Origin of the sequence: Micromonospora sp. WMMD882 (assembly GCF_027497255.1) — a bacterium.
Lineage (GTDB): Bacteria > Actinomycetota > Actinomycetes > Mycobacteriales > Micromonosporaceae > Micromonospora.
In genome coordinates, this window is the sequence record NZ_CP114903.1 from 3,765,591 (window position 1) to 3,785,418 (window position 19,828).

17 protein-coding genes are annotated in these 19,828 nt (G+C 72.8%); 12 read left to right on the plus strand and 5 right to left on the minus strand.

What is annotated here, in order from left to right:
• Positions 1–17 precede the first annotated feature (17 nt).
• The 3 genes from O7606_RS15710 (at position 18) to O7606_RS15720 (ending at position 2,466) form a co-directional block, all read left to right on the plus strand.
• Positions 18–884: a [LysW]-aminoadipate kinase gene (locus tag O7606_RS15710; protein ID WP_281594771.1), complete on the plus strand. Its 867-nt coding sequence runs from the start codon at positions 18–20 to the stop codon at positions 882–884.
• Between the two features lie 346 nt (positions 885–1,230).
• A complete protein-coding gene (locus tag O7606_RS15715; RefSeq protein ID WP_281594772.1) occupies positions 1,231–1,365 on the plus strand; it encodes a hypothetical protein in 135 nt (44 codons plus the stop codon).
• Between the two features lie 399 nt (positions 1,366–1,764).
• Positions 1,765–2,466, plus strand: coding sequence for a response regulator transcription factor (locus O7606_RS15720; RefSeq protein WP_281594773.1), 702 nt, complete (start codon positions 1,765–1,767; stop codon positions 2,464–2,466).
• A 4-nt stretch (positions 2,467–2,470) separates the two neighbouring features.
• Here the strand turns inward: O7606_RS15720 and O7606_RS15725 are convergent, their stop codons facing one another.
• The 5 genes from O7606_RS15725 to O7606_RS15745 are packed head-to-tail and all read right to left on the minus strand — an operon-like array spanning position 2,471 to position 10,774.
• On the minus strand, positions 2,471–3,547 hold the full coding sequence (locus tag O7606_RS15725) for an acyl-CoA dehydrogenase family protein (RefSeq protein WP_281594774.1): 1,077 nt from the start codon (positions 3,545–3,547) through the stop codon (positions 2,471–2,473).
• A 1-nt stretch (position 3,548) separates the two neighbouring features.
• Positions 3,549–4,700, minus strand: a complete 1,152-nt coding sequence (locus O7606_RS15730; protein ID WP_281594775.1) for an acyl-CoA dehydrogenase family protein — start codon at positions 4,698–4,700, stop codon at positions 3,549–3,551.
• A 10-nt stretch (positions 4,701–4,710) separates the two neighbouring features.
• On the minus strand, positions 4,711–8,799 hold the full coding sequence (locus tag O7606_RS15735; RefSeq protein ID WP_281594776.1) for an amino acid adenylation domain-containing protein: 4,089 nt from the start codon (positions 8,797–8,799) through the stop codon (positions 4,711–4,713).
• The gene (locus tag O7606_RS15740) at positions 8,796–9,899 is read right to left on the minus strand and encodes a M20/M25/M40 family metallo-hydrolase (protein WP_281594777.1); all 1,104 of its coding nucleotides are present in this window, start codon (positions 9,897–9,899) and stop codon (positions 8,796–8,798) included. Before O7606_RS15740 ends, O7606_RS15735 begins: the two co-directional genes overlap by 4 nt.
• A complete protein-coding gene (locus tag O7606_RS15745; protein WP_281594778.1) occupies positions 9,896–10,774 on the minus strand; it encodes a RimK family alpha-L-glutamate ligase in 879 nt (292 codons plus the stop codon). Before O7606_RS15745 ends, O7606_RS15740 begins: the two co-directional genes overlap by 4 nt.
• Before the next feature lie 244 nt (positions 10,775–11,018).
• On the opposite strand from O7606_RS15745, the gene O7606_RS15750 reads away from it, so the two are divergent.
• The 9 genes from O7606_RS15750 to O7606_RS15790 all read left to right on the plus strand — a co-directional run bounded on the left by O7606_RS15750 (position 11,019) and on the right by O7606_RS15790 (position 19,821).
• Complete coding sequence (locus O7606_RS15750; RefSeq protein WP_281594779.1) at positions 11,019–11,765, plus strand: hypothetical protein; 747 nt, start codon at positions 11,019–11,021, stop codon at positions 11,763–11,765.
• A gap of 191 nt (positions 11,766–11,956) precedes the next feature.
• Positions 11,957–12,355, plus strand: coding sequence for a hypothetical protein (locus tag O7606_RS15755; RefSeq protein ID WP_281594780.1), 399 nt, complete (start codon positions 11,957–11,959; stop codon positions 12,353–12,355).
• Positions 12,352–13,404, plus strand: coding sequence for a BtrH N-terminal domain-containing protein (locus O7606_RS15760; RefSeq protein WP_281594781.1), 1,053 nt, complete (start codon positions 12,352–12,354; stop codon positions 13,402–13,404). The genes O7606_RS15755 and O7606_RS15760 overlap by 4 nt, the downstream gene beginning before the upstream one ends.
• A 42-nt stretch (positions 13,405–13,446) precedes the next feature.
• Positions 13,447–14,739: a DegT/DnrJ/EryC1/StrS family aminotransferase gene (locus O7606_RS15765; RefSeq protein WP_281594782.1), complete on the plus strand. Its 1,293-nt coding sequence runs from the start codon at positions 13,447–13,449 to the stop codon at positions 14,737–14,739.
• Positions 14,736–15,578 (plus strand): transketolase, encoded by an 843-nt coding sequence (locus O7606_RS15770; RefSeq protein ID WP_281594783.1) that lies wholly within the window; start codon positions 14,736–14,738, stop codon positions 15,576–15,578. Before O7606_RS15765 ends, O7606_RS15770 begins: the two co-directional genes overlap by 4 nt.
• A complete protein-coding gene (locus O7606_RS15775) occupies positions 15,575–16,543 on the plus strand; it encodes a transketolase C-terminal domain-containing protein (protein ID WP_281594784.1) in 969 nt (322 codons plus the stop codon). Before O7606_RS15770 ends, O7606_RS15775 begins: the two co-directional genes overlap by 4 nt.
• Positions 16,540–16,722 (plus strand): alpha-aminoadipate/glutamate carrier protein LysW, encoded by a 183-nt coding sequence (locus O7606_RS15780; protein ID WP_281594785.1) that lies wholly within the window; start codon positions 16,540–16,542, stop codon positions 16,720–16,722. The genes O7606_RS15775 and O7606_RS15780 overlap by 4 nt, the downstream gene beginning before the upstream one ends.
• A 257-nt stretch (positions 16,723–16,979) precedes the next feature.
• Complete coding sequence (locus O7606_RS15785; RefSeq protein ID WP_281594786.1) at positions 16,980–18,236, plus strand: MFS transporter; 1,257 nt, start codon at positions 16,980–16,982, stop codon at positions 18,234–18,236.
• A 313-nt stretch (positions 18,237–18,549) separates the two neighbouring features.
• Positions 18,550–19,821 carry an ATP-grasp domain-containing protein gene (locus tag O7606_RS15790; protein ID WP_281594787.1) on the plus strand — a complete coding sequence of 424 codons (1,272 nt, stop codon included), beginning with the start codon at positions 18,550–18,552 and terminating at the stop codon, positions 19,819–19,821.
• The last annotated feature ends 7 nt before the right edge of the window (positions 19,822–19,828 follow it).

Below are 19,828 nucleotides of genomic sequence, written 5' to 3' on the forward strand. Positions count from 1 at the left end.
CGCCGACCGGAGGAACCGTGACCACCAGGCCGCTCATCGTCGTCAAGTGCGGCGGGAACCCCGCCGTGAACGCCGCCCACGTCTGCGCCGACCTCGCCCACCTGGCGCACGAGGGTCATGCCGTCGTGCTGGTGCATGGTGGCTCCGGCGAGATCGGCCGGCTCGCCGGCCGGCTCGGCGTGCCACGACGTACCCTCGTCGCGCCGGACGGCGTCGTCACCCGGCACACCGACCCGGCCACCCTCGAGGTGGTCGTGCTCGCTCTGGCCGGCGCGGTCAAACCGAGGCTCGTGGCGGAGTTGTCCCGCCACCGGGTGACCGCGGTCGGCCTGACCGGCATGGACGGCGGCATGCTCCGCGCCCGCCGGAAGTCCGCTGTCCGCGCGGTCGTCGACGGTCGTACCGTGCTGGTGCGCGACAACCACAGCGGCCGGATCACCCAGGTCGACACCGTGCTTCCCGAGACTCTGCTGCGCGCCGGTCACGTGCCGGTGATCTCGCCGCCGGCCATCGACGAGCACGGCCACCCCGTGAACGTCGACGCCGACCGTGCCGCGGCGGCGCTGGCCGTGGCGCTGGGCGCCGACCAGTTGCTGCTGCTCACCGGGGCGCCCGGCGTGCTCGCCGACCCCGGGGACCCCACCAGCCTGCGCGCCGCCGTGCGGGTGTCGCCCACCGGCGCGCCCGACCGGTCGGCCACCGGCGGCATGGCGCTCAAACTCGTCGCCGCACGCGAAGCGCTCGACGGTGGGGTCCCCACCGTGCGCATCGCCGACGGCCGTACCTCCGAGCCCGTCAGACGGGCCCTCGCGGGCGACGGCACCACCGTCCACCTGGCCGGCCCGGCTTCGCCGCGCCCCCGCCCGGAGAAGATCCACGTGTGAGCCGACCGGGCCGGCGCGCCCGGTGTGCGCCGACCGGGCCGGTGGTGGCCGGCGCGGCCCGGTCGAGAGTGTCGCCGAGCAGGGCGGACCAGGCGGGAAGTAGCCGGTCCGCCCTGCTCGGTGTTTCTCCTCCGCCGGGCGGTGACGCGCCCCGACCGCGCCGGGCGTCGACGTCGCCCGCCTGCCGCGTGATCAGGAGCCGCCGGCGACGGTCGGGCGGGAGGTGGCACCAAGAGGACATGCATTTTGCTGCCAATTGCTTCCTGTTCACTTCTCCCGCGCGCTGCTCCAGAGTTGTTTTGGCGGGTCGGAGGGGCCCTGAACGTACGGCAATCGGGGAGTGGACATGAAGTGGAAAGCGCGCGCCCTCGTCATTGTGACGATCGCCACGATCTTCGGAGCGAATCTTGTGCAGGCGGCCGACCAGCACACAGTCGCCGCCCACGGGACGATCGTGACAGGCGGCAACGAATGGGGTTGACATGCATCTTGTCCGGGTGACGTTGGGAAGCGTCGACCCCGCCCGAAATCAACTCAGTAAGGCCACGGTAATAGATCTTCTCTGGGCACACGCCCAAGCGGGTGACGCCGTCGAACACGTATGGGCGCGGACCGGCGCGGATCTGACGACCGTGGTTCTGTTCATTCGTGCCACCGACGAGAAACTCGCCCGGGGTCAGGCGATCGAGGTCGTGACCCGGGCGCTCAGGGCGCCCGCCCTGGACGGCTGGCACATCCGGTGACGAGGCGGGAAGAAGTGCGCCCACCAGGAACCTGACCGCCCCCGGCATGCCGGGGGCGGCCCCCTGCGGTCGGTCACCGCCGTCACCGCAGGGACCCCCACCACGTCCTACCGAAAGGGAAAACAGTGGCCATCCGGGTGCTCATTTGTGATGAACTGCCGGTCATCGGGGACGGTCTCAGAACTCTGCTCGACGCGGTCCCGGACATCGACGTCGTCGGCACCACCGACAACGGCATGGAAGCCATCGTTCTCGTCCGGGCCGCGCGGCCCGACGTCGTGGTCACCGACCTGAACCTCCGCACGATCTCCGGCCTCGAGATGATCCGCAAACTCGCCAAGGAGGACGCGGTGCCCAGCATCGTGGTGTTCACCGAGTCCGACGCCGACCAGACGGTCAGCGACGTGCTGCATGCCGGCGTGAGCTGCCTGCTCGGCAAGGACGCGAGGCCCCAGGAGCTGATCGCCGCGATCCAGGCGGCGGCGGTCGGGCAGACCGTGCTCGCGCCGGGTGTCGCCCGACGGCTGGTCACCTGGTTCCGCGCGCAGCCGCAACGCCGGGACAGCTCGGCGTACCCGGGGGCGAACGAGCTGACCAAGCGGGAGCGGGAGGTGGTCAGGATGGTGGCGCGCGGCATGTCCACCGAGGAGGTGGCCCGCGAGCTGTTCATCGGCGAGGCCACGGTCCGTACCCATGTCTACCGGGTGCGTACCAAGCTCGGCGTCCGCGACCGCGCCGAGCTGGTGTCCCTGGCCTACCGGGCCGGGCTCATCTCGTCGGACGAGCAGTCCTTCGGCGAGGAGCGGACGCCGTCACCGGTGATGGCGCGCTCCAGGTGAGCCCCTACGCTCCCGACGTCGCCGGCGTCGGGAGCGCCGTGGCGGCGACCGCGCGCCGGGTCGCTCGGACGCAGTCGACGCCGACCATCCGCCACAGGTCGGCGGGGGCGCCGTAGCGGGCGGACTCGGCCGCGACCAGTCGGAAGTACCGGTGCAGGCCGAGTTCCGCCGTCATCGCGCGCACCCCACAGCTCTGCATGCTCCGGCGTACCACCTCCCGCGCCGTTTCGGCGGCCAGCGCCAGCGCCGCCACCGGCTCGACGCCGACCGCGTCGGCCTCGTAGTCGATCAGCCAGGCGGCCCGGTACACCGCCGCCCGGGTCGCGCGCAACGCCACCTCGGCCCGCGCCAGCGGGAACGAGACCGCGGGCAGGTCACGTAACCTGGTGTCGAACTGCCGCCGGACGGCGGTGTGCTCCAACGCGATCCGGTGCGCGCCTTCGGCGATGCCGAGCAGGTAGCCGGCCTGCCGCACCCGGGCCCGGGCCAGCGGGTCGGCGGGCGTCCGGTCGAGTTCTCCGACCAGGTCCGCCAGGGTGACCGGGGTGGCCGCGAAGCGGACGGCCGGTGGCCAGCACCCGGTCTGCACGCTGACGCCCGCGGCGTCGCGCGGCACGGCGACGAGGACCGGCCCGCCGAAGCCCGCCGCGACCGCGACCAGCAGCAGCGCGGCTTCGGGGTCGTCGATGGTGGCCGTGCCGGTCAGCGCCCAGCCGGCCGGGCCCGGCGTCGCGGTGACGCCGCCGCCGGCCGGAAGGGCCTCCAGCCCGGCCAGCGCCACACCGGCCGGACACCCCACGTCGGCCGCCACGGCGTCGCCCCGGTAGGAGTTACCGCAGGCCGCGCGGCCGAGTTCCGCGCTGACCAGCACGCCCGCCGTCAGGCCGAGGTCGAGTCCACCGGCGAGGGCGGACCGTTCGAAGTCGGCGACGCCCAGCGCGTCCAGCACGGTCCGGGTAGGCCCGTCGCGGCCGTCGACCACCGGCGCGCCGTGCACGCCCGGCCGCACGGGGACCGCGGCGAGCGCCGTCCGCAGCGCCGCGCGTACCTGGACGAACAGCGGATCGGGGGTGAGGTCCATGTCAGTGCTCCTCGGGTCCCATGGAGTCGAACGCGGCGGCCATGATCTGCAACATCACCTCGGAGGTGCCCGCCGACAGCGTGAGCCCGGGCGCCTCCCGGTAGGCGGAGTCCAGGACCTCGACGGCCCGGGTACGGCGGGACCGCTGCTCGGCGCTGGGAATGTCGGCCGCCCACGCCGCGATGCCCTGGGCGAGCTCGCTGCTGTGGTATTTGGCGACGGCCGCCGCGACCGGGTCGACCCGGTCGGCCTGGAGGCCGGTGAGCACCTCCCAGGCGAGGGCGTGGTCGGCCACGAGCGCGCCCTTCCAGCGGCCGATCGCCTCGGCGTGGGCGTGCGCGGGGTCCGCCGCCTGGTCGACCAGTGACTCCAGCGCGGCCTCCAGCCAGCGCTCCGCCTTGAGAAAGTAGTCCAGGCCGGTACGTTCGATGGTCAGCGCCTCGTTGAGCAGCGGCCACCCCTCGTCCCGTGGTCCGAGCAGGTCCTCGCCCGACACCCGGACGGAGTCCAGCTCGACCTGGTGAAAGTGCTCGTCGCCGATGCCGGGTATCACCGACACGGTCACCCCGGGAGCGTGCAGGTCGACCAGGAAGAGACTGATGCCCTGGTACTTCCCGGCGCCCGAGGAGGTACGGGCCGCGCACAGCCCGAGATCGACGAACCGGGTCTTGAGGCTGAACACCTTGGTGCCGGTGATCAGGTACCCGTCGCCGTCGGGCGCCGCGACGGTCCGCAGCGCGCCGAGGTCCGACCCGGCGTCCGGTTCGGTGTAGAGCACCGAGGCGAAACGCTCGCCGCGCGCCAACCCGGGCAGGTGCCGGCGCTGCTGCTCCGCGTCGCCCGCCATCAGCAGGAACTGGCCGACGATCTGGATGGTGTTGACGTGCAGCGTGTCCGGCACGCCCGCCCGGACCAGTTCCTCGGCGACGATCGCGGCGTCGGTGAGCGGACGCCCCTGACCGCCGAACTCGACCGGCCAGTGCACGGCCAGCAGTCCCCGCTCGCCGAGCAGCCGGTAGAGCGGGCGGGCGTCCGGCTCGACACCGTCCGCGCCGGTGGCCGCCGCCGCCGCGGCACGCACCCGCCCGGAACGCAACGTCTGTCGTACGTCCGCCCGGAAACGCTGTTGGTCCCGGGTGAATCCGAACCGCATGGGGGTCTCCTCAGAGGGCGAGCGCGTCGTCGACGGCCGCGACGACCCGGTCCAGGGCCGGCTGCGTGAACAGGGTGTAGTGGTCGCCGGGCACGCTTTCGACGCGGAGCCGGCCGGCGCAGACCCGCCGCCACGTCTGCTCCATCGAGGCGTGCGACGAGGCGGCGAGGACCGTGACGGGTCCGCCGTACGGGCTCTCCGGGCGGTACGCCTGCATCGACAACGCGCACGCCCGGAAGGTCTCGTAGCGGGCGGTCAGCTCCGGCCCGGTGAGTTCCGGGTCCACGCCGAGCCCCGCCAGCGTCCGTCGGACGTCGGCCCGGCCGGCGGCCGGATCGGCCAGCACCGCGCGCGCGGTCGCGCCGTCGAGCCCCGCCAACCTGGCGACGTCGTGGACGAACCGCTGCCGTACCGTCGGCTCGTCGAGCAGGTCGACGTCCTCGTCGTAGTCGGCGTCGAGCAGCACCACCGGCGGGCGTCGTCCGGTCAGCCCTTCGATCTGTCTGGCGATCTCGAAGGCCAGCACCCCGCCGTACGACCACCCGGTCAGGCACCACGTGTCGGGCAGGCCGCCGGCGACCAGCGCCCGCGCGATCCGGGCGGCGGTGCTCACCAGGCCGTCCCGGGGGTCCACCGCGGCGTCGGCCGGGTCGGCGGCGAAACCCACCACCGTGACGTCGTCGCGCAGGGCCCGGACCAGCGGCAGGTAGCAGAACAGCTCGCCGCCCGACGGGTGCAGCAGCACCACCCGCGCCGGGCCGGCCGCGCGCAGCACCACCGGCGCCCGGTCCTCGTCGATCGCGGCGGCCCGGCCCGGGAGGCTCGGCGACGCGTCGACCGGGCCGTCGTCGGCGGGCCGGGCGGCGCGGATGGCGTCGACGGTGGCGGCCAGGTGCGCGACGGTGGGCGAGACGAAGAAGTCGCCGAGCGAGATCTTCACCCGGAACCTGCGGTTGATCGCCGACATCAGTTGTACGGCCTGCAAACTGTTCCCGCCGGCCAGGAAGAAGTCGTCGTGCACGCCGAGCCGGCTGTTGCGCAGCAGCGGGGCGAGCACGTCGTGCAGGAGCACCCGCTCGGTCGCGGTGCGCGCCCCGTCGGTCGGCCCCGGTCCGCCCGCGGCCAGGTCGGGCGCGGGCAGTCGGCGGGCGTCGACCTTGCCGCTGCTGGTGAGCGGCAGCTCGGCCAGGACCACGAAGTACGACGGGACCATGTACGACGGCAGGAGCGTCCCGAGATGCTCACGTACCGACGGCACCTGCTCCTGGGCGACACCGGTCAGGTAGCCGACCAGGTGCTTGTCACCGGCGTCGTCGCTCCAGGCCCGTACGCTGACCGGCCCGATGCCGTCGAAACGGGTCAACGCCGACTCGATCTCGCCCAGTTCGATCCGCAGTCCGCGGATCTTGACCTGCTGGTCGAGTCGGCCGAGGAAGACGAGCCGCCCGTCCGGCAGCCGCTTCACGAGGTCCCCGGTGCGGTAGAGGCGGCCACCGGGAGCGGTGCCGAACGGGTCGGCGACGAACTTCTCCGCGGTCAGCTCGTCCCGGTTGAAGTAGCCGCGGGCCAGGCCGACCCCGCCGATCACCAGTTCCCCCGGCACGCCGATCGGCACCTGACGCAGGTCGCGGTCCAGCACGTGCGCCACGTGGTTGGTCATCGGGCGACCGATCGGCGGTGACGTGTCCCAGCTCCCCGCGCACTCTTCGACGATCATCGTCACGGTGCATTCGGTCGGCCCGTAGCCGTTGAAGAGTCGCCGGCCCGGGTTCCACCTGTTGACCAGCTCACCGCTGAACGCCTCGCCGCCGACGAACGCGATCCGCAGCTCGGTGAACCGCTCCGGCGTCAGCAGCGGCATCACGGTCGGGGGCAGGTCGATGACCGTGATGCCGGCCCGCTCCATCAGGGCCTGGAGCCGGTCGACGGAGAGCCGCTCGTCCTCGGTCGCGAGGTACAGGCGCGCGCCGGTGAGCAGCGCGGAGAACGTCTCGAAGACGGACACGTCGAAGGTGGCCGAGGCGAAGCCGAGCACCCGGTCGGCCGGCGTCAGGTCGAACAGCTCCCGGGTGGAGTCGGTGAAGGCGACCACCCCCCGGTGTTCGAGCAGCACGCCCTTCGGCTTGCCGGTGCTGCCGGAGGTGTAGATGACGTAGGCGACGTCGCCGGGGGTCGCCGCGGGCGGGGGGTCGTCGTCGGGCAGGGCGACCAGTTCCGCGCGGATGTCGTCCAGGCTCACGACGGGCACGTCGACCTCGGCCACGACGTCGACGGCCTCGCGGTGCGCGATCACCGTGGACAGTTCCGCGTCGGCGGTGATCTCCGCGACGCGGGCGGCCGGGTGTGTCATGTCGAGCGGCACGTAGGCGGCGCCGGTCTTGAGCACCCCGAGGATCGCGGTCGGCAGGTCGACGGTGCGGCGCAGACACAGACCGACCCGCTTTCCCGGCCCGGCGCCGCGCCCGCGCAGCAGGGCGGCGAGCCGGTTGGCGCGGGCGTTGAGCTCGCCGTAGCTGGTCTCGACGCCGGCGACGACGACCGCCACGGCGTCGGGCGACTCCCGCACGCGCGCCTCGAACTCCGCCACGATGGTGGTCTCGCGGATCTCCCGCGTCGGCCCCACGGCGACCTCGTCGAGGAACCTCCGGTCGGCGGCGTCGAGCATCTGCGCCGTCGACAGCGGGACGTCCGGGTCGGCGGTCAGGTTCCGCAGCAGACCGTCGTAGTGACCGGCGAACCTGGCGACGCTCTCCACGTCGAACAGATCGGCGTCGAACTCGATGTCCAGCGGCGCGTCGTCGCCGGGAGCGGCCTGCTCCGTCAGACGCCAGCTCATGTCGAGCCCGGAAACGCCACGGGAGACCGCCTCGCGGGTCGTGACGAGGCCGGGCAGGCTGGTCGTGGCCGCCGCGTCCCGCACGTCGAAGACGATCGGGAAGATCGGCGACCGGGACGGGTCGCGGGTCGGCTGCGCCGCGTCGACCAGCCTGTCGAAGGAGACGTCGCGGTGCGCGGACGCCTCGTCCGACACCCGCCCGACCCGGCGCAGCAGCCCACGGAAGGTCGGGTCGCGGGACACGTCGACGCGTAGCGCCCGCAGGTCGGTGAACTGCCCGACGGCCGCGGCCAGGGACTCGTGCCGTCGGCCCGCCGCCGGCACGCCGACGACCAGGTCGTCGAGCCCGGTGTAGCGGCGCAGCAGCACGAGGAACGCGGCGAGGAGGACGTCGGACGGGCGCGCCCCCTCCTCCCGGGCGAGTTTCCGCACCTGGTCCAACCCGTCGTGGCCGACCGTGAAACCGGCCCGGGCGCTGCCGCCGGTCGGGGCGCCGCCGCGCGGACGGTCGGTCGGGAACTCCAGCGCCTCGACGCCCGCCAGCGTGCTCCGCCAGTACGCGACCTGCCGGTCCAACTCCCGGCTGTCGAGCCGGTCGCGTTGCCACAGCGTGTACTCCGGGTACTGCACGACGGGACCGGGCAGCCGGGGCGCGTCGCCGGTCCGCGCGGCCCGGTAGCACTCGGCGAGGTCCCGGGTCAGTACGTCCAGCGACCGGGAGTCGCACACCGTACGGGGCAGGTCGAGCAGGAACAGGTGGTCGTCGGCGGCCACCGGAACCAACGCCGCCCGCCAGGTCGGCACCCGGCTCAGGTCGTACGGGGTCCGGACCAGCCGGTCGACCAGTTCCCGCGCGGCGGTGAGCCGTCGTCCCCGGTCCTCGCCCGCCACCTCGATCACCGGCAGCTCGACCGGGACCTCGGCGGCGACCGTCTGCACGGGGCCGTCCGCGCGTCGCACGATCGCCGTCCGCAGTGACTCGTGTCCGGCCACCACCGCGGCCAGCGCCGAGCGCAGCGCGTCGACGTCGAGGTCCCCCCGCAGACGCAGACACAGCGGCTCGCCGAGGACGGAGTCGTCCCGCGCCCGGCCGTCGAGGAGCCGCAGGGTCCGCTGCTCCTGGGACAGCGGCGCCGGACCGGTGTCCCGGCGCGGGGTGGGACCCCGTCCGGCCGCGGATTCCGCGTGTTCCCTCAGGCGGGCGAGGAACGCCGAGCGGCGCGACGCGGGCAGCGCGTCGAGGCGGTGGCTCAGGCCGGTCACGTGCTCACTCCCTTCCGGTGGCGCGGGTGGACGGGCAGGCGCGCCAGCTCCGAGATCGCGATCGTCAGCACGTCGATGCCGCGTCGGTAGTCCGACAGCATGATGTGCTCGTCGTCGGCGTGGTCGAGGGTGCTGTCCCCCGGGCCGTACGTGGCCATCGGGATGTCCCAGGACTCGGCGAGCGTGTTCATGTCCGAGGTGGCCGTCTTCAGCACGAGGCGGGGCTGCGCGCGCAGCCGCCGGATGCCGGACGTCACGGCGCGGACCACCGGGTCGGCCCGCCCCACCCGGCAGGCCGCCACCGAGTTCAGTACGTCGAGGTCGCCGGCCGGCAGCCGGTGGCGCAGCTCGCGTACCAGGGCGTCGACGTCGAACGCCGGCGGGACGCGGACGCTGAGCTCCACGGTCGCGGTGGTCAGGTCGGCGTCGAGCCGGGTGAGGGTGGCGCCCGGCTGGTCGAACCGGCCGTGGCCGGCGTCCGGGCCGAGCAGGTCGACGAGCGCGTTCCAGCAGGCGACGGCCAGCTCGGACGCCTTCGGCGCCGGGTTGCTGGGGTGGGTGGCCGGGCATCGGACGGTGTAGCGCAGGTCGAGCTTGCCCTTGTAGCCGAGCACCACGCTCGACCACCCGCTCGGCTCGCCGACGATCAGCGCGTCGGGCCGCTCGTGCGTCGCCCGGATCGCCATCGCGCCCCGGGAGCGCGGGGTCTCCTCCTCGACGACACCGACCACCACGAGCCGGCCGCGGAAGTCGACCGCCCCGGCGGCGGCGCAGATCATCGCCGCGAGCGGGCCTTTCGCGTCCACCGCGCCCCGGCCGTAGAGCCGTCCGTCCATCGGGCGGACCGGGAGCACGCCGGGAACGGTGTCCAGGTGGCCCAACAACATCACCGTCGGGCCGTCACCCCGTTCGATCACGCCGACGACGTTGCCCACCTTGTCGATGTGCGCCCGGAACCCGAGGTCGGTCAGCGCGCCGACCAGATAGTCGGCCAGGTCGCCCTCGTGGTAGGAGGCGGAGGGGATCTCCAGCATGTTGCGCAGGAGCCCGACGGCGTACGTCTCGGTGACGCTGCCGGTGGTGGTGAACCGCCGGCTCATCGGCGCGCCCGTTCCACCAGGTGTTCGACGATGCGGTCCGCCACGTCCACCCGCGCGGCGAGCGCGGCCTGGAAACCGGTGAACTCGACCCGGTGGTTGACCTCCAGCACCAGCAGCCGACCGGCCCGGTCCTCGATCAGGTCGACACCCGCGATGTCCGCGCCGACGGCGGCGGCCGCGTCGACGGAGAACTTGGTGATCTCCGGTGTCACCGCGCAGGGCCGGGTCCGTCCGCCGAGCGCCACGTTGGTGCGCATCGACTCACCGGTCCGGTAGACGGCCCCCAGCACCTGTCCGCCGACCACGACGACCCTGATGTCCCGGTCGGGTTTGTCGATCAGCTCCTGCACGTACCCGAGGTGCGACTGCGGACCGGGCAACGCCGCCACGTACTCCAGGACGCCCTCGGCGCTGGCGCGGTCGGGCAGCTTCGCCACCAGGCGACCCCAGGAGCCGACCAGCGGCTTGATCACCGCCGGATAGCCGATGGAGTCCAGCGCGGCCAGCGTGGCCTGCGGCGTGAGGCCGAGAGCGGTGCGCGGGGTCGGCACGCCGGCCGCTTCCAGGGCCAGGGTGGTGCGCCACTTGTCGGCGCACACCTCGGTGGCCGCCACGCTGTTGAGCACCTCGACCCTCGCCGCGGCCAGGCAGCGGGCCGCGTAGACCGCGCGGACCTGGCCGATCTCCCGGTTGAGCGCGAGGTCCCAGGGCAGGTCACGCCGGCCCGCCGGGAACCACTGCCGGCGGGTGTCGACGTGTTCGAAGGGGACACCGCGTCGGTCGAAGGCGTCGAACAATCGCTTCTCGTCTGCACCGACCCTGCTGGCGAGCACCGCGATCCTGCCCTCGCCTGGCCGCTGTGGTGTCGCTGACACGCGATCTCCTTCTGTAGCCACGGAAGTGACACCTGTCCTGGGTAGGAGCCGAAACTACGACGACAACGGCATCCCGCGCGTCCTCGGTAAGACAATTAACGGGGACGCGCCGCGTTTACCCGACAGTCGCGCGATGCCTGATCCTGATTACCCCGCATCGATGGACGCCGTGTCACTCTGGACGGGATTCGAATGCCTTCCGCAAAGGTGCTTCCGGCCCCGCCGAGAACAAGGAGGAGAAGTGGTGGAGCAGCCACCGGCGCTCGCGCTCTGGAGCGCGCCTCGTTCGCGTTCCACCGCCTTCGCGCGGATGATGGCGGAACGCGGCGACCGTACCGTCGTACACGAGCCGTTCTCCCTGGTCACCGATTTCGGGGAGGTGAAGATCGGCGACCGGGTCGCGCGCACCGAGCAGGAGGCGCTCGCGGCGTTACGCGACATCGCGGCGGACGAGCCGGTGTTCTTCAAGGACACCACGGACTTCCGCTACCCGGGCCTGCTCGCCGACGAGGAGTTCCTCGCGGCAGTGACCCACACCTTCATCATCCGTCGACCGGCCGAGGCCATCGCGTCGCACCACCGGCTGAACCCGCGCCTGGGTCGTGACGAGATCGGTTTCGCCCGGCTGTACGAGATATTCGCGGCCGTGCGGTCCGTCACCGGGGCCACGCCTGTCGTGATCGACTCCGACGATCTGCTCGACCGGCCGGAGGCGACCGTGCGGGCGTACTGCTCGGCGGTGGGCATCCCGTTTCTTCCGGACGCGCTGGCCTGGCAGCCGGGCATGCGTCCGGAATGGCAGACGACCAGCAGGTGGCACGCGTCCACCAGTCGCACCGCCGGCTTCCGGCGCGACGCCGGCACCGGGGTGGAGGCGGTGGAGAGCGATCCGACGCTGCGGGCCTACCGCGAATACCACCAGCCCTACTACGAGAAACTGCGCGCCGTCGCGCTCCGGCCGGACGGGTCTCAGATGAGGTGTTTCACGTGACAGGAACTTCGGTGGTCTCCGTCGCACCGGGGCTGTGCGATCCGGTCGACATATCCGCCCATCGCAACAACACGGCCATCTCCGCGGCGACGGAGACGAAGACGGGTGCGTTCAACGTGTGGGGAAACTCCTTCGCGGCCGAGTATCTGCCCGCGGGCGGGAGTCTCGTACACGTGGAAGGTGTTCCCTTCGTGTTCCCCCCGGTCTGCGACGGGCCGGACAACATCCGCGCGGCCGGGCAGTTCATCGACGTCACGCCGGGCCGCTACGACTGGATCCACGTCCTGGCAGCGTCCGAGCGCCGCTGCGAGGACACCGTCGAGTTGAGCTTCGCCGACGGCTCGGTCGACGCCGAGCCGTTGCGGGTATCCGACTTCTGGGCCGCGCCGGCCTGGTTCGGCGAGGTCAAGGCGTTCGAGAGCCTGGTCATGCACTACCCGCACCACGTGCAGCGGGGCGTCCCCGCGCTGATGTGGGCGCAGCGGGTGCCGGTCACCCGGCGGGCCGACCTGACCGGCGTCCTGCTGCCCCGCAACGTCGCGTTGCACGTCTTCGCGGTCACCCTCCAGCGCCACGGACGACTGACGTGACCGCCGGCGCGCCGACGCGGACCTACATGATCGTCGGGCCCGAGCCCGAGTGGTGGTACCGCGACCTGGTGAGCTGTCTGCAGGCCACGTTCGGCACCGTGCTGGCACGCGCGGGCGTCGATCCGCTGGCCGTGCTCGGGGCCGGCTGGCGGTTCCTGCACCTGCCGGGCGACGTCAGGTCCGAGGAGTTCTACTACCCGTGCCCCACCGGGGAGTCCGGCGAGGTCGACCTCGGCGCGGCCCTGGCGCCGCACCACGAGCTGCGCTCGCGCTGGTGGCGGCCCGCCGACGAGGACGACGTCTGGCGCGAGGTACGCGAGACCCTGGCCGACGACCGGTTGGTCGTCGCCGCCGTGGACAACTTCCACCTGCCGTTCCGGCCCGCGTACGGCGACGTGCACGCCGCGCATCTCGTGGTGCTGTACGGCCTGGACGAGACCCGCGGCGTGGTCCACGTCTCGGACGCGATGCCGCCGGCGTTCCGTGGGGCCGTCCCGATCGAGGAGTTCCTGCGCAGTTGGGGCTCGGCGAACCCGGCCGACGTCCAGGACGCGTTCTTCAGCGACTCGCGGATCGGCAGACGCTGCCTCGACGTCCGGCTCAACGCCCCGCCCGCGCCGCTCACCTCCGAACTGCTCGGCGGCTACCTCCGCGCCGACGTCGAGACGTTCACCACGGTCACCTCCGCCCGCACCGGCCTGGCCGGATACGACGCGTTCGCCGCGGAACTCGTCGAGCGGTGCCGGGCCGGGGACGCCGACGCGCTGCGCGAGCTGTATCCGTTCGGCTGGGGCATGCAGGCGCAGGCCTCGTTGCACGGTGAGCTGCTGCGCAGGTGTGGCCGGGAGTGGGGTGATCCGGCGCTGGCCGGCGCCGGGCGGGCGGTGGAGGCGGTCGCGCACGCGTGGACCGGGCTGCGGTTCACCGGCGCGCACGGGCTCGACGACCCCCGCGCCGCCGCCGTCGACGTCGCCCACCACGCCACGGTGGTGCGCGGCAGGTACGCGTACGCGGTCGACGCCGTCGGCGCGGTCGCGGCGCGGCTGTGATCCGCCCGGACCGACCACCGTGACCTTGGGGAAGGGAGACTGATGAGCAAGCTCGCAGCGTTCGGCGGCACGGCGGTCGTGCCGAGGCAGATGCGACGTGTGGACTGGCCGCGGGTCGAGGACGAGGACCGCAAGGCCGTCATGGACGCCCTGGACGGGGCGCTGGTGTCCGACACGGACGGAACGAATCCGGTGTCCGTGCTGGAGGACGTTTGGGCGGACCGGTTCGGCTTCGCGCACTGCGTCGCGGTGTCCAACGGCACGGCGGCCCTGTCCCTGGCGCTGGCGGCGGTCGGCGTCGGACCGGGCGACGAGGTGATCGTGCCCGCGCTCAGCTTCATCGCCACCGGGCTCGCCCCGCTGCACCAGATGGCCGTGCCCGTGTTCGCCGACATCGACCCGGTCACCTTCAACATCGACCCCGACGACCTCGGACGCCGGATCACGGACCGGACCGCGGCGATCATCCCCGTGCACCTGCACGGCGCGCCCGCCGACATGGACCGGATCATCGGGATCGCGGCCCGGCACGGCATCCCGGTGATCGAGGACGCCGCGCAGGCGCCCGGCGCGACCCACCGCGGCCGCCCGGTCGGTGGCATCGGAGTCGCGGGCGCGTTCAGCCTCCAGGTCAGCAAGAACATTCCCACCTGCGGTGAGGGCGGCCTGCTGGTGACCGGTGACGCCGAGCTGGCCGAGGCGATGCGCCGGGGCAGGCAGTTCGGCGAGGTGATCGAGGGCGGTCGCGAACGCGACTACATCTCGTACGGGCTCGGTTGGAACCACAAGATGAACGGTCTCCAGGCCGCGTTCACCACCGCGCAGCTCGCCCGGTTCGACGAGTACGAGCGGGCGCGGCAGCACAACGTCACCACGTTCCTGGCGCGGCTCGCGAAGCTGCCCGGCCTGCGGGTGCCGACCGCGCTCCCGGAAACCACCCACGTCTGGCACATCCTGCGGTTCCGCTTCGACCCCGCCGCGTTCGGCCTGGACGGGGTGCGACCGGAGGCCCTACGGGTCACGCTGCGTCGGCTGTTGCGGGCCGAGGGCGTACCGATGTCGCAGTACCAGCTCGTTCCGCTGCCGGACCAGCGGGTGTTCGTCGACCGGGTCGGCTTCGGCTCGGGCTATCCGTGGTCGGTGACCGGCGCGCCCGCGACGGTCGCCGGCGCGGGCTACCCGGTGACCCGCGCGGTCATCGCCGACTCCCTGACCCTGCAGAAGCGTCACCTCAACCCGACGTCGGGCGACCTGCTCGGCCGGTACGCGGACGCCTTCGAGAAGGTGTGGGCGAACCGGGACATGGTGGCGACGCTGGCGAAGGCGGCGTCGTGACCGCCGCCGGGCTGCTGCGGCCCGACACGCTCGACGCGGTCGCCGCCCGCATCCGCTCGCACGTCGTCGACATGTGCGCGGGGCCGGAAGGCGGGCATCTCGGCGGCGCGCTCTCCTGCGCCGACGTGCTCACCGCGCTGTACTTCTCGGTGCTCAACGTGGACCCGGGGTGGCCGGACGACCCGGAGCGCGACCGCTTCCTGCTCAGCAAGGGTCATGCGGCCATCGCCCTCTACGCGACGCTGGCCGAGCGGGGCTTCCTCCCGGTCGGGGAGCTCGCCGGGTTCGGGCGGCCCGGCAGCCGGCTGATGGGGCATCCGGTGCGCGCGGTGCCCGGAGTCGAGCTGCCGACCGGGTCGCTCGGTCACGGGCTCGCGCTCGGCTGCGGGTTCGCGTTGGCCGCCCGCTACGCCGGCCGGCGCTCCCGCGCCTTCGTGCTGCTGGGCGACGGCGAGCTCCAGGAAGGCTCGGTGTGGGAGGCGGCCATCGCGGCCGCGTCGCTGCGCCTGGACCGGCTGGTCGCCGTGGTGGACCGCAACGGCCTGCAGTTGACCGGCGCCACCGACGGCATCGCGCCGATGGAACCGCTGGCCGACCGCTGGCGCAGCTTCGGGTGGGCGGTGCGTGACGTCGACGGGCACGACCCGGAGCTGCTGGCCGAGCAGCTCGGCGCGACGCCGTGGGAGCCGGGCCGACCGAGCGTGCTGATCGCCCGCACGGTCAAGGGCCACGGGCTGCCCTTCCTGGCCGGCCGCGCCGCCGGTCACTACGTGACGCTGTCCCCGCGCAACCATGCCCGGGCGGTGCGCGCGCTCCAGGCCCCGGAGGTCGCCGGATGAGCCGCGCGACCCGGGAGGCGTACCGCGACAGCCTGCTCACCCTGCTGGGACGGCGCCCCGAGCTGATGTGCCTCGACTCCGACACCGGCCTGTTCAGCGCCGAGCACGCGGCGACGGCCGGTGACCAGTACCTCAACCTCGGCATCGCCGAGCAGAACCTGATGGGTGTGGCCGCCGGGATGGCGGCGTGCGGGCGGGTCCCCTTCGTCAACACGATGGCCGCTTTCGCCACGTCCCGGGCACTGGAGGCGATCAAGATCGACATCGCCTACAACCGGCTGCCGGTCCGCGTCATGGCCACCCACGGCGGGCTGGCCGCCGGTCATCTCGGCCCGACCCACCAGGCCCTGGAGGACCTCGCCGTCATGCGGGTGCTGCCCGGGATGACCGTCGTGGTGCCCGCCGACGCCGCCGCCACCGAGGCGGTAGTCGAGCAGAGCCTCACCCTGGCCGGGCCGCTCTACGTCCGGCTCGGCCGCAAACCGACACCGGCGATCCCCGCCGCCCCGCCACCGGTCATCGGGCAGGCCCAGACGCTGCGTACCGGCGACGACGTGCTGCTCGTCGGCTGCGGCCCCTACCCGGTGCTCGCCTGCGTCGCCGCGGCGGAAGCCCTCGCCGACCGGGGCGTCGAGGCGACCGTGCTGAACATGCACACGCTGCGGCCGTTCGACGCCGGGACGCTGATCGCGGCGGCCCGGCCGGCCACCCTCGTGGTCACCGTCGAGGAGCACTGGCGGGCCGGTGGTCTCGGCGGCGCGGTGACCGAGGCGCTGGCGGAGGCGGCGCCCACCCGGGTGCTGAGACTGGGCGTACCGGACAAGTTCGTCGACGAGGTGGGCGGTCAGGAACACCTCGTCGCGCATTACGAGCTCACCGCAGAACGGGTCGTGAGGGTGGTCCGCACCGCTCTCGACACGGCGGCCCGACCCGGCAACACCGACCAGAAGGAGCCCGTACCGTGACCACGACCACCACCGCGCACGCCTGCCCCGAGTGCGAGGGTCCGATCCACGTCCCCGACTCCGCCCGGCTCAGCGAGATCCTGGAGTGCGGGGACTGCCGCAGCGAGCTGGAGATCGTGGCGCTGGGCCCCGCCGTCCTCGCCCTCGCCCCGGAGATCGAGGAGGACTGGGGCGAGTAGCCGTCCGCCGGTGGCCACCTGACGTCCCCCACCCGTGCCGGTGACCGCCGGCCCGACTGTCGGAAGAGGACGCCCGGCGCGGATCCGTCGAGGTTCCGCCGGGCGCCCACGGCGATGCCGGGGCCGGTCCGCACGCCGTTGCGCGCCGGGCCGCCGGCCACCTACGGTCGTACGAGCACCACGTTCTGTCGCCAGCAGTCACCGGATCCCTGCTGGTTCCGCCCGAGGGAACACGCCCGCACGAACGGCGAGGGACGATGTCGCAGCCCACCACCCGCAACGCCGGCCCCTCCGTCGAGGCGCCCGCGAAGAGATCCCTCGTCACCGCGCTGCACGACCGGACGATGCGCGTTCCGCTGCTCTGGAGCGTCGTCGGCCGGCTGCCGCTCTACCTGGTCGGTATCGCCCTGGTGGTCTCCACCGCCTCGCGCGACGCGAACTACCTCTCGGCCGGCCTGCTGCTCGCCGGCTACACCCTGGGCATCGCGGTCGTGGCGCCGTTCGTCGCCCGCCGCGTCGACAGGTACGGGCAGCCGCCGGTGCTCCTCGTCACCGGTGTCACCTATCCCCTGGCCCTGACCGGCTTCGTGTACGCCGACCACGCGCCGCTGGCCACCCAGTTGGCGTGCATCGTCGTCGCGGGCGCCGCGAACCCGCCCATCAGCGGCTGCATCCGGTCCCTCTGGAGGGCCTCGGGAAGCAGCCTGGAGCAGGTGGGTCTGTCCATCGAGGCGGTGCTGGGCGAGGTCTTCCGGATCAGCGGTCCGCTCCTGCTCAGCGTGCTGCTGTTCTGGGCCGACGCGGCCACGGCTCTCGTCGTCGGTGGTCTGCTCGCCGGCGCGGGCGCGATCGGCTTCGCGACGACCGGGGCCGCCCGGTCGACCCGGACGCCGCAGGCCCGGCACGCCGACAGCGACAGACGCGACCGACTCGGCGCGTTCCGTTCCGCGGGCCTGGTCCGGCTGCTGGCCGTGCTGGTCAGCTTCGGCGTCGCGTTGGGGATCTACAACGTCGCGGTGCCGGCCTTCGTCCAGGATCACGGCGCCGACCAGGACGTCGGTCTCATCTTCGGCGTGTGGGGGGTCGGCGGGATCATCGGCGGGCTCTGGTACGGCCGGCACACGCTCCGCCGGTCCACGGAGGCCGCCTTCGCCACCGGCACGCTCGCCATGTGCGCGTGCACCGCGCTGGTCACGCTCGCCTGGGACAACTGGTCGCTCGGCGTGGTCCTCCTCCTGCTCGGCGCGGTGACGGCCCCCGTGACGGTGATCTCCTACCAGCTCGTCTCCCGTACCGCCCGCACGGGATACGTCACCGAGGCTTTCACCTGGGCCATCACCGTCAGCCTCGGCGGCTCGGCGCTCGGCTCCCAGATCGGGGGTCTGGTGCTGGACGCCTTCGGCACCGGGGCGGCCTTCGTCGGGGTGGCCGTCGTCATGCTGCTGGTCGCGACGGGTGTGTACGTCGTGCGGCACCGGCTCGCGGAGCCCGCGGCCACCGCTTCGACCGGGTGACCGGCGGTCAGGCTCTGTGTCGAAGTCCCTGGCCGGCCTACGGCGGGCCCAGACGACGGCCGACGGCGTCGCGAATTTCGACACAGGGTCTAATCGTGCGGTTTACTCCGGGGCGTCCCGCCTGTGCCACAATCAAGCAGTCCGATTTGCTGTCGCAATCGTTTCCGGCGCACGGGGGAACCCGGTTTCGCGTCCCCGGGAAACCCATTCCCGCAATCGGGCCGGCCACCGGGCTCCTCGGTGACCAGGTATCGAGCGCACCCGGCGCGCCGGCGCCGCCCGCGAACTCCGAGCGTCTTCGAGGTGACTGACGATGTCAACGATTTCTCCCGCGCGGACCATGCGGGTGGCGCTGGTCGACGCCCACGCGACCGGGCACCAGCTACTGCCCGCGCTGCACCGGCACGGCGTGGAGTGCGTGCACGTCCGGTCGCCGCAGCCGGACATCCATCAGATCAAGTCCCCGTTTCCGGAGGGCTTCGTCGACGACATCCGCCACGAGGGTGACGTCGCGGCCACCGCCGCCCTGCTGCGGGAGCAGGGGGTCAGCCGGGTGCTCCCCGGCACGGAGTCGGGCGTCCTGCTCGCCGACCAGCTCTCCGCCGAGCTCGGCACGCCCGGCAACGGCATGACCCGACCGGCCTCCCGCCGCGACAAGCACGAGATGGTCGTCGCCCTGCGGGACGCCGGACTTGCGCACGCGGCCTCCCTCCTCTCGTCCGACGCCGAGGAGATCGTCGAATGGGCCGGGGCGAACACCGGCTACCCGGTCGTCCTGAAGCCGGTGGCCAGCTCGGCCCGCGACCACGTGGTGGTGTGCACGTCCCCCGAGCAGGTGCGCGCCGTCCACAGGAAGATCATGAGCAGCACCGATCGTGAGGGGAAGACCAACTCCGCGGTGCTCGCCCAGCAGTTCCTGGCCGGGGACGAGTACTTCGTCAACGCGGTCAGCCGGGACGGCAGGCACCACACCGTCGAGATCTGGCGCTACCACAAGCGCCGCGTCGCGGGTGAGCACACCATCCACGACTACACCGAGCCGCTGCCGCCCGACGACCCCAGGGCCGCGACGCTGGAGGCGTACGCCCACCGGGTGCTCGACGTGCTGGAGATCCGCAACAGCGCCAGCCATGCCGAGATCATCCTGACCGCCCGGGGGCCGGTGCTGGTCGAGTGCGCCGCGCGCACGGGTGGCGGCGTGATACCGAAGATCCTGGCTCAGGCGCTGGCCGCCAACCAGGTCGACCTGCTCGCCCTGTCGGTCGCCGAGCCGGACGAGTTCGACCGTCTGCCCACCAGCGTGTACCGGCTGCTGAGGCACATCCGTTTCGTGAACCTGATCAACCTGGACGAGCACGGCGTGGCCCCGTCCGACGAGGCGATGGCCGGCATCCGCGCGCTGCCGTCGTACGCGCACGCCGTTTTGTTCCACCCGGCGGGGCGCCCGCTGGCGCGGACGGTCGATTTCGCGACCCAGCCGGGGTACGTGTTCCTGATCTCGGACGATGCGGAACAGCTTCACGCCGATTACGAAAAGCTACGGGAGATCGAACGCGATCTTTACGTTGATGCCTCGGGCAACTGATCGGACG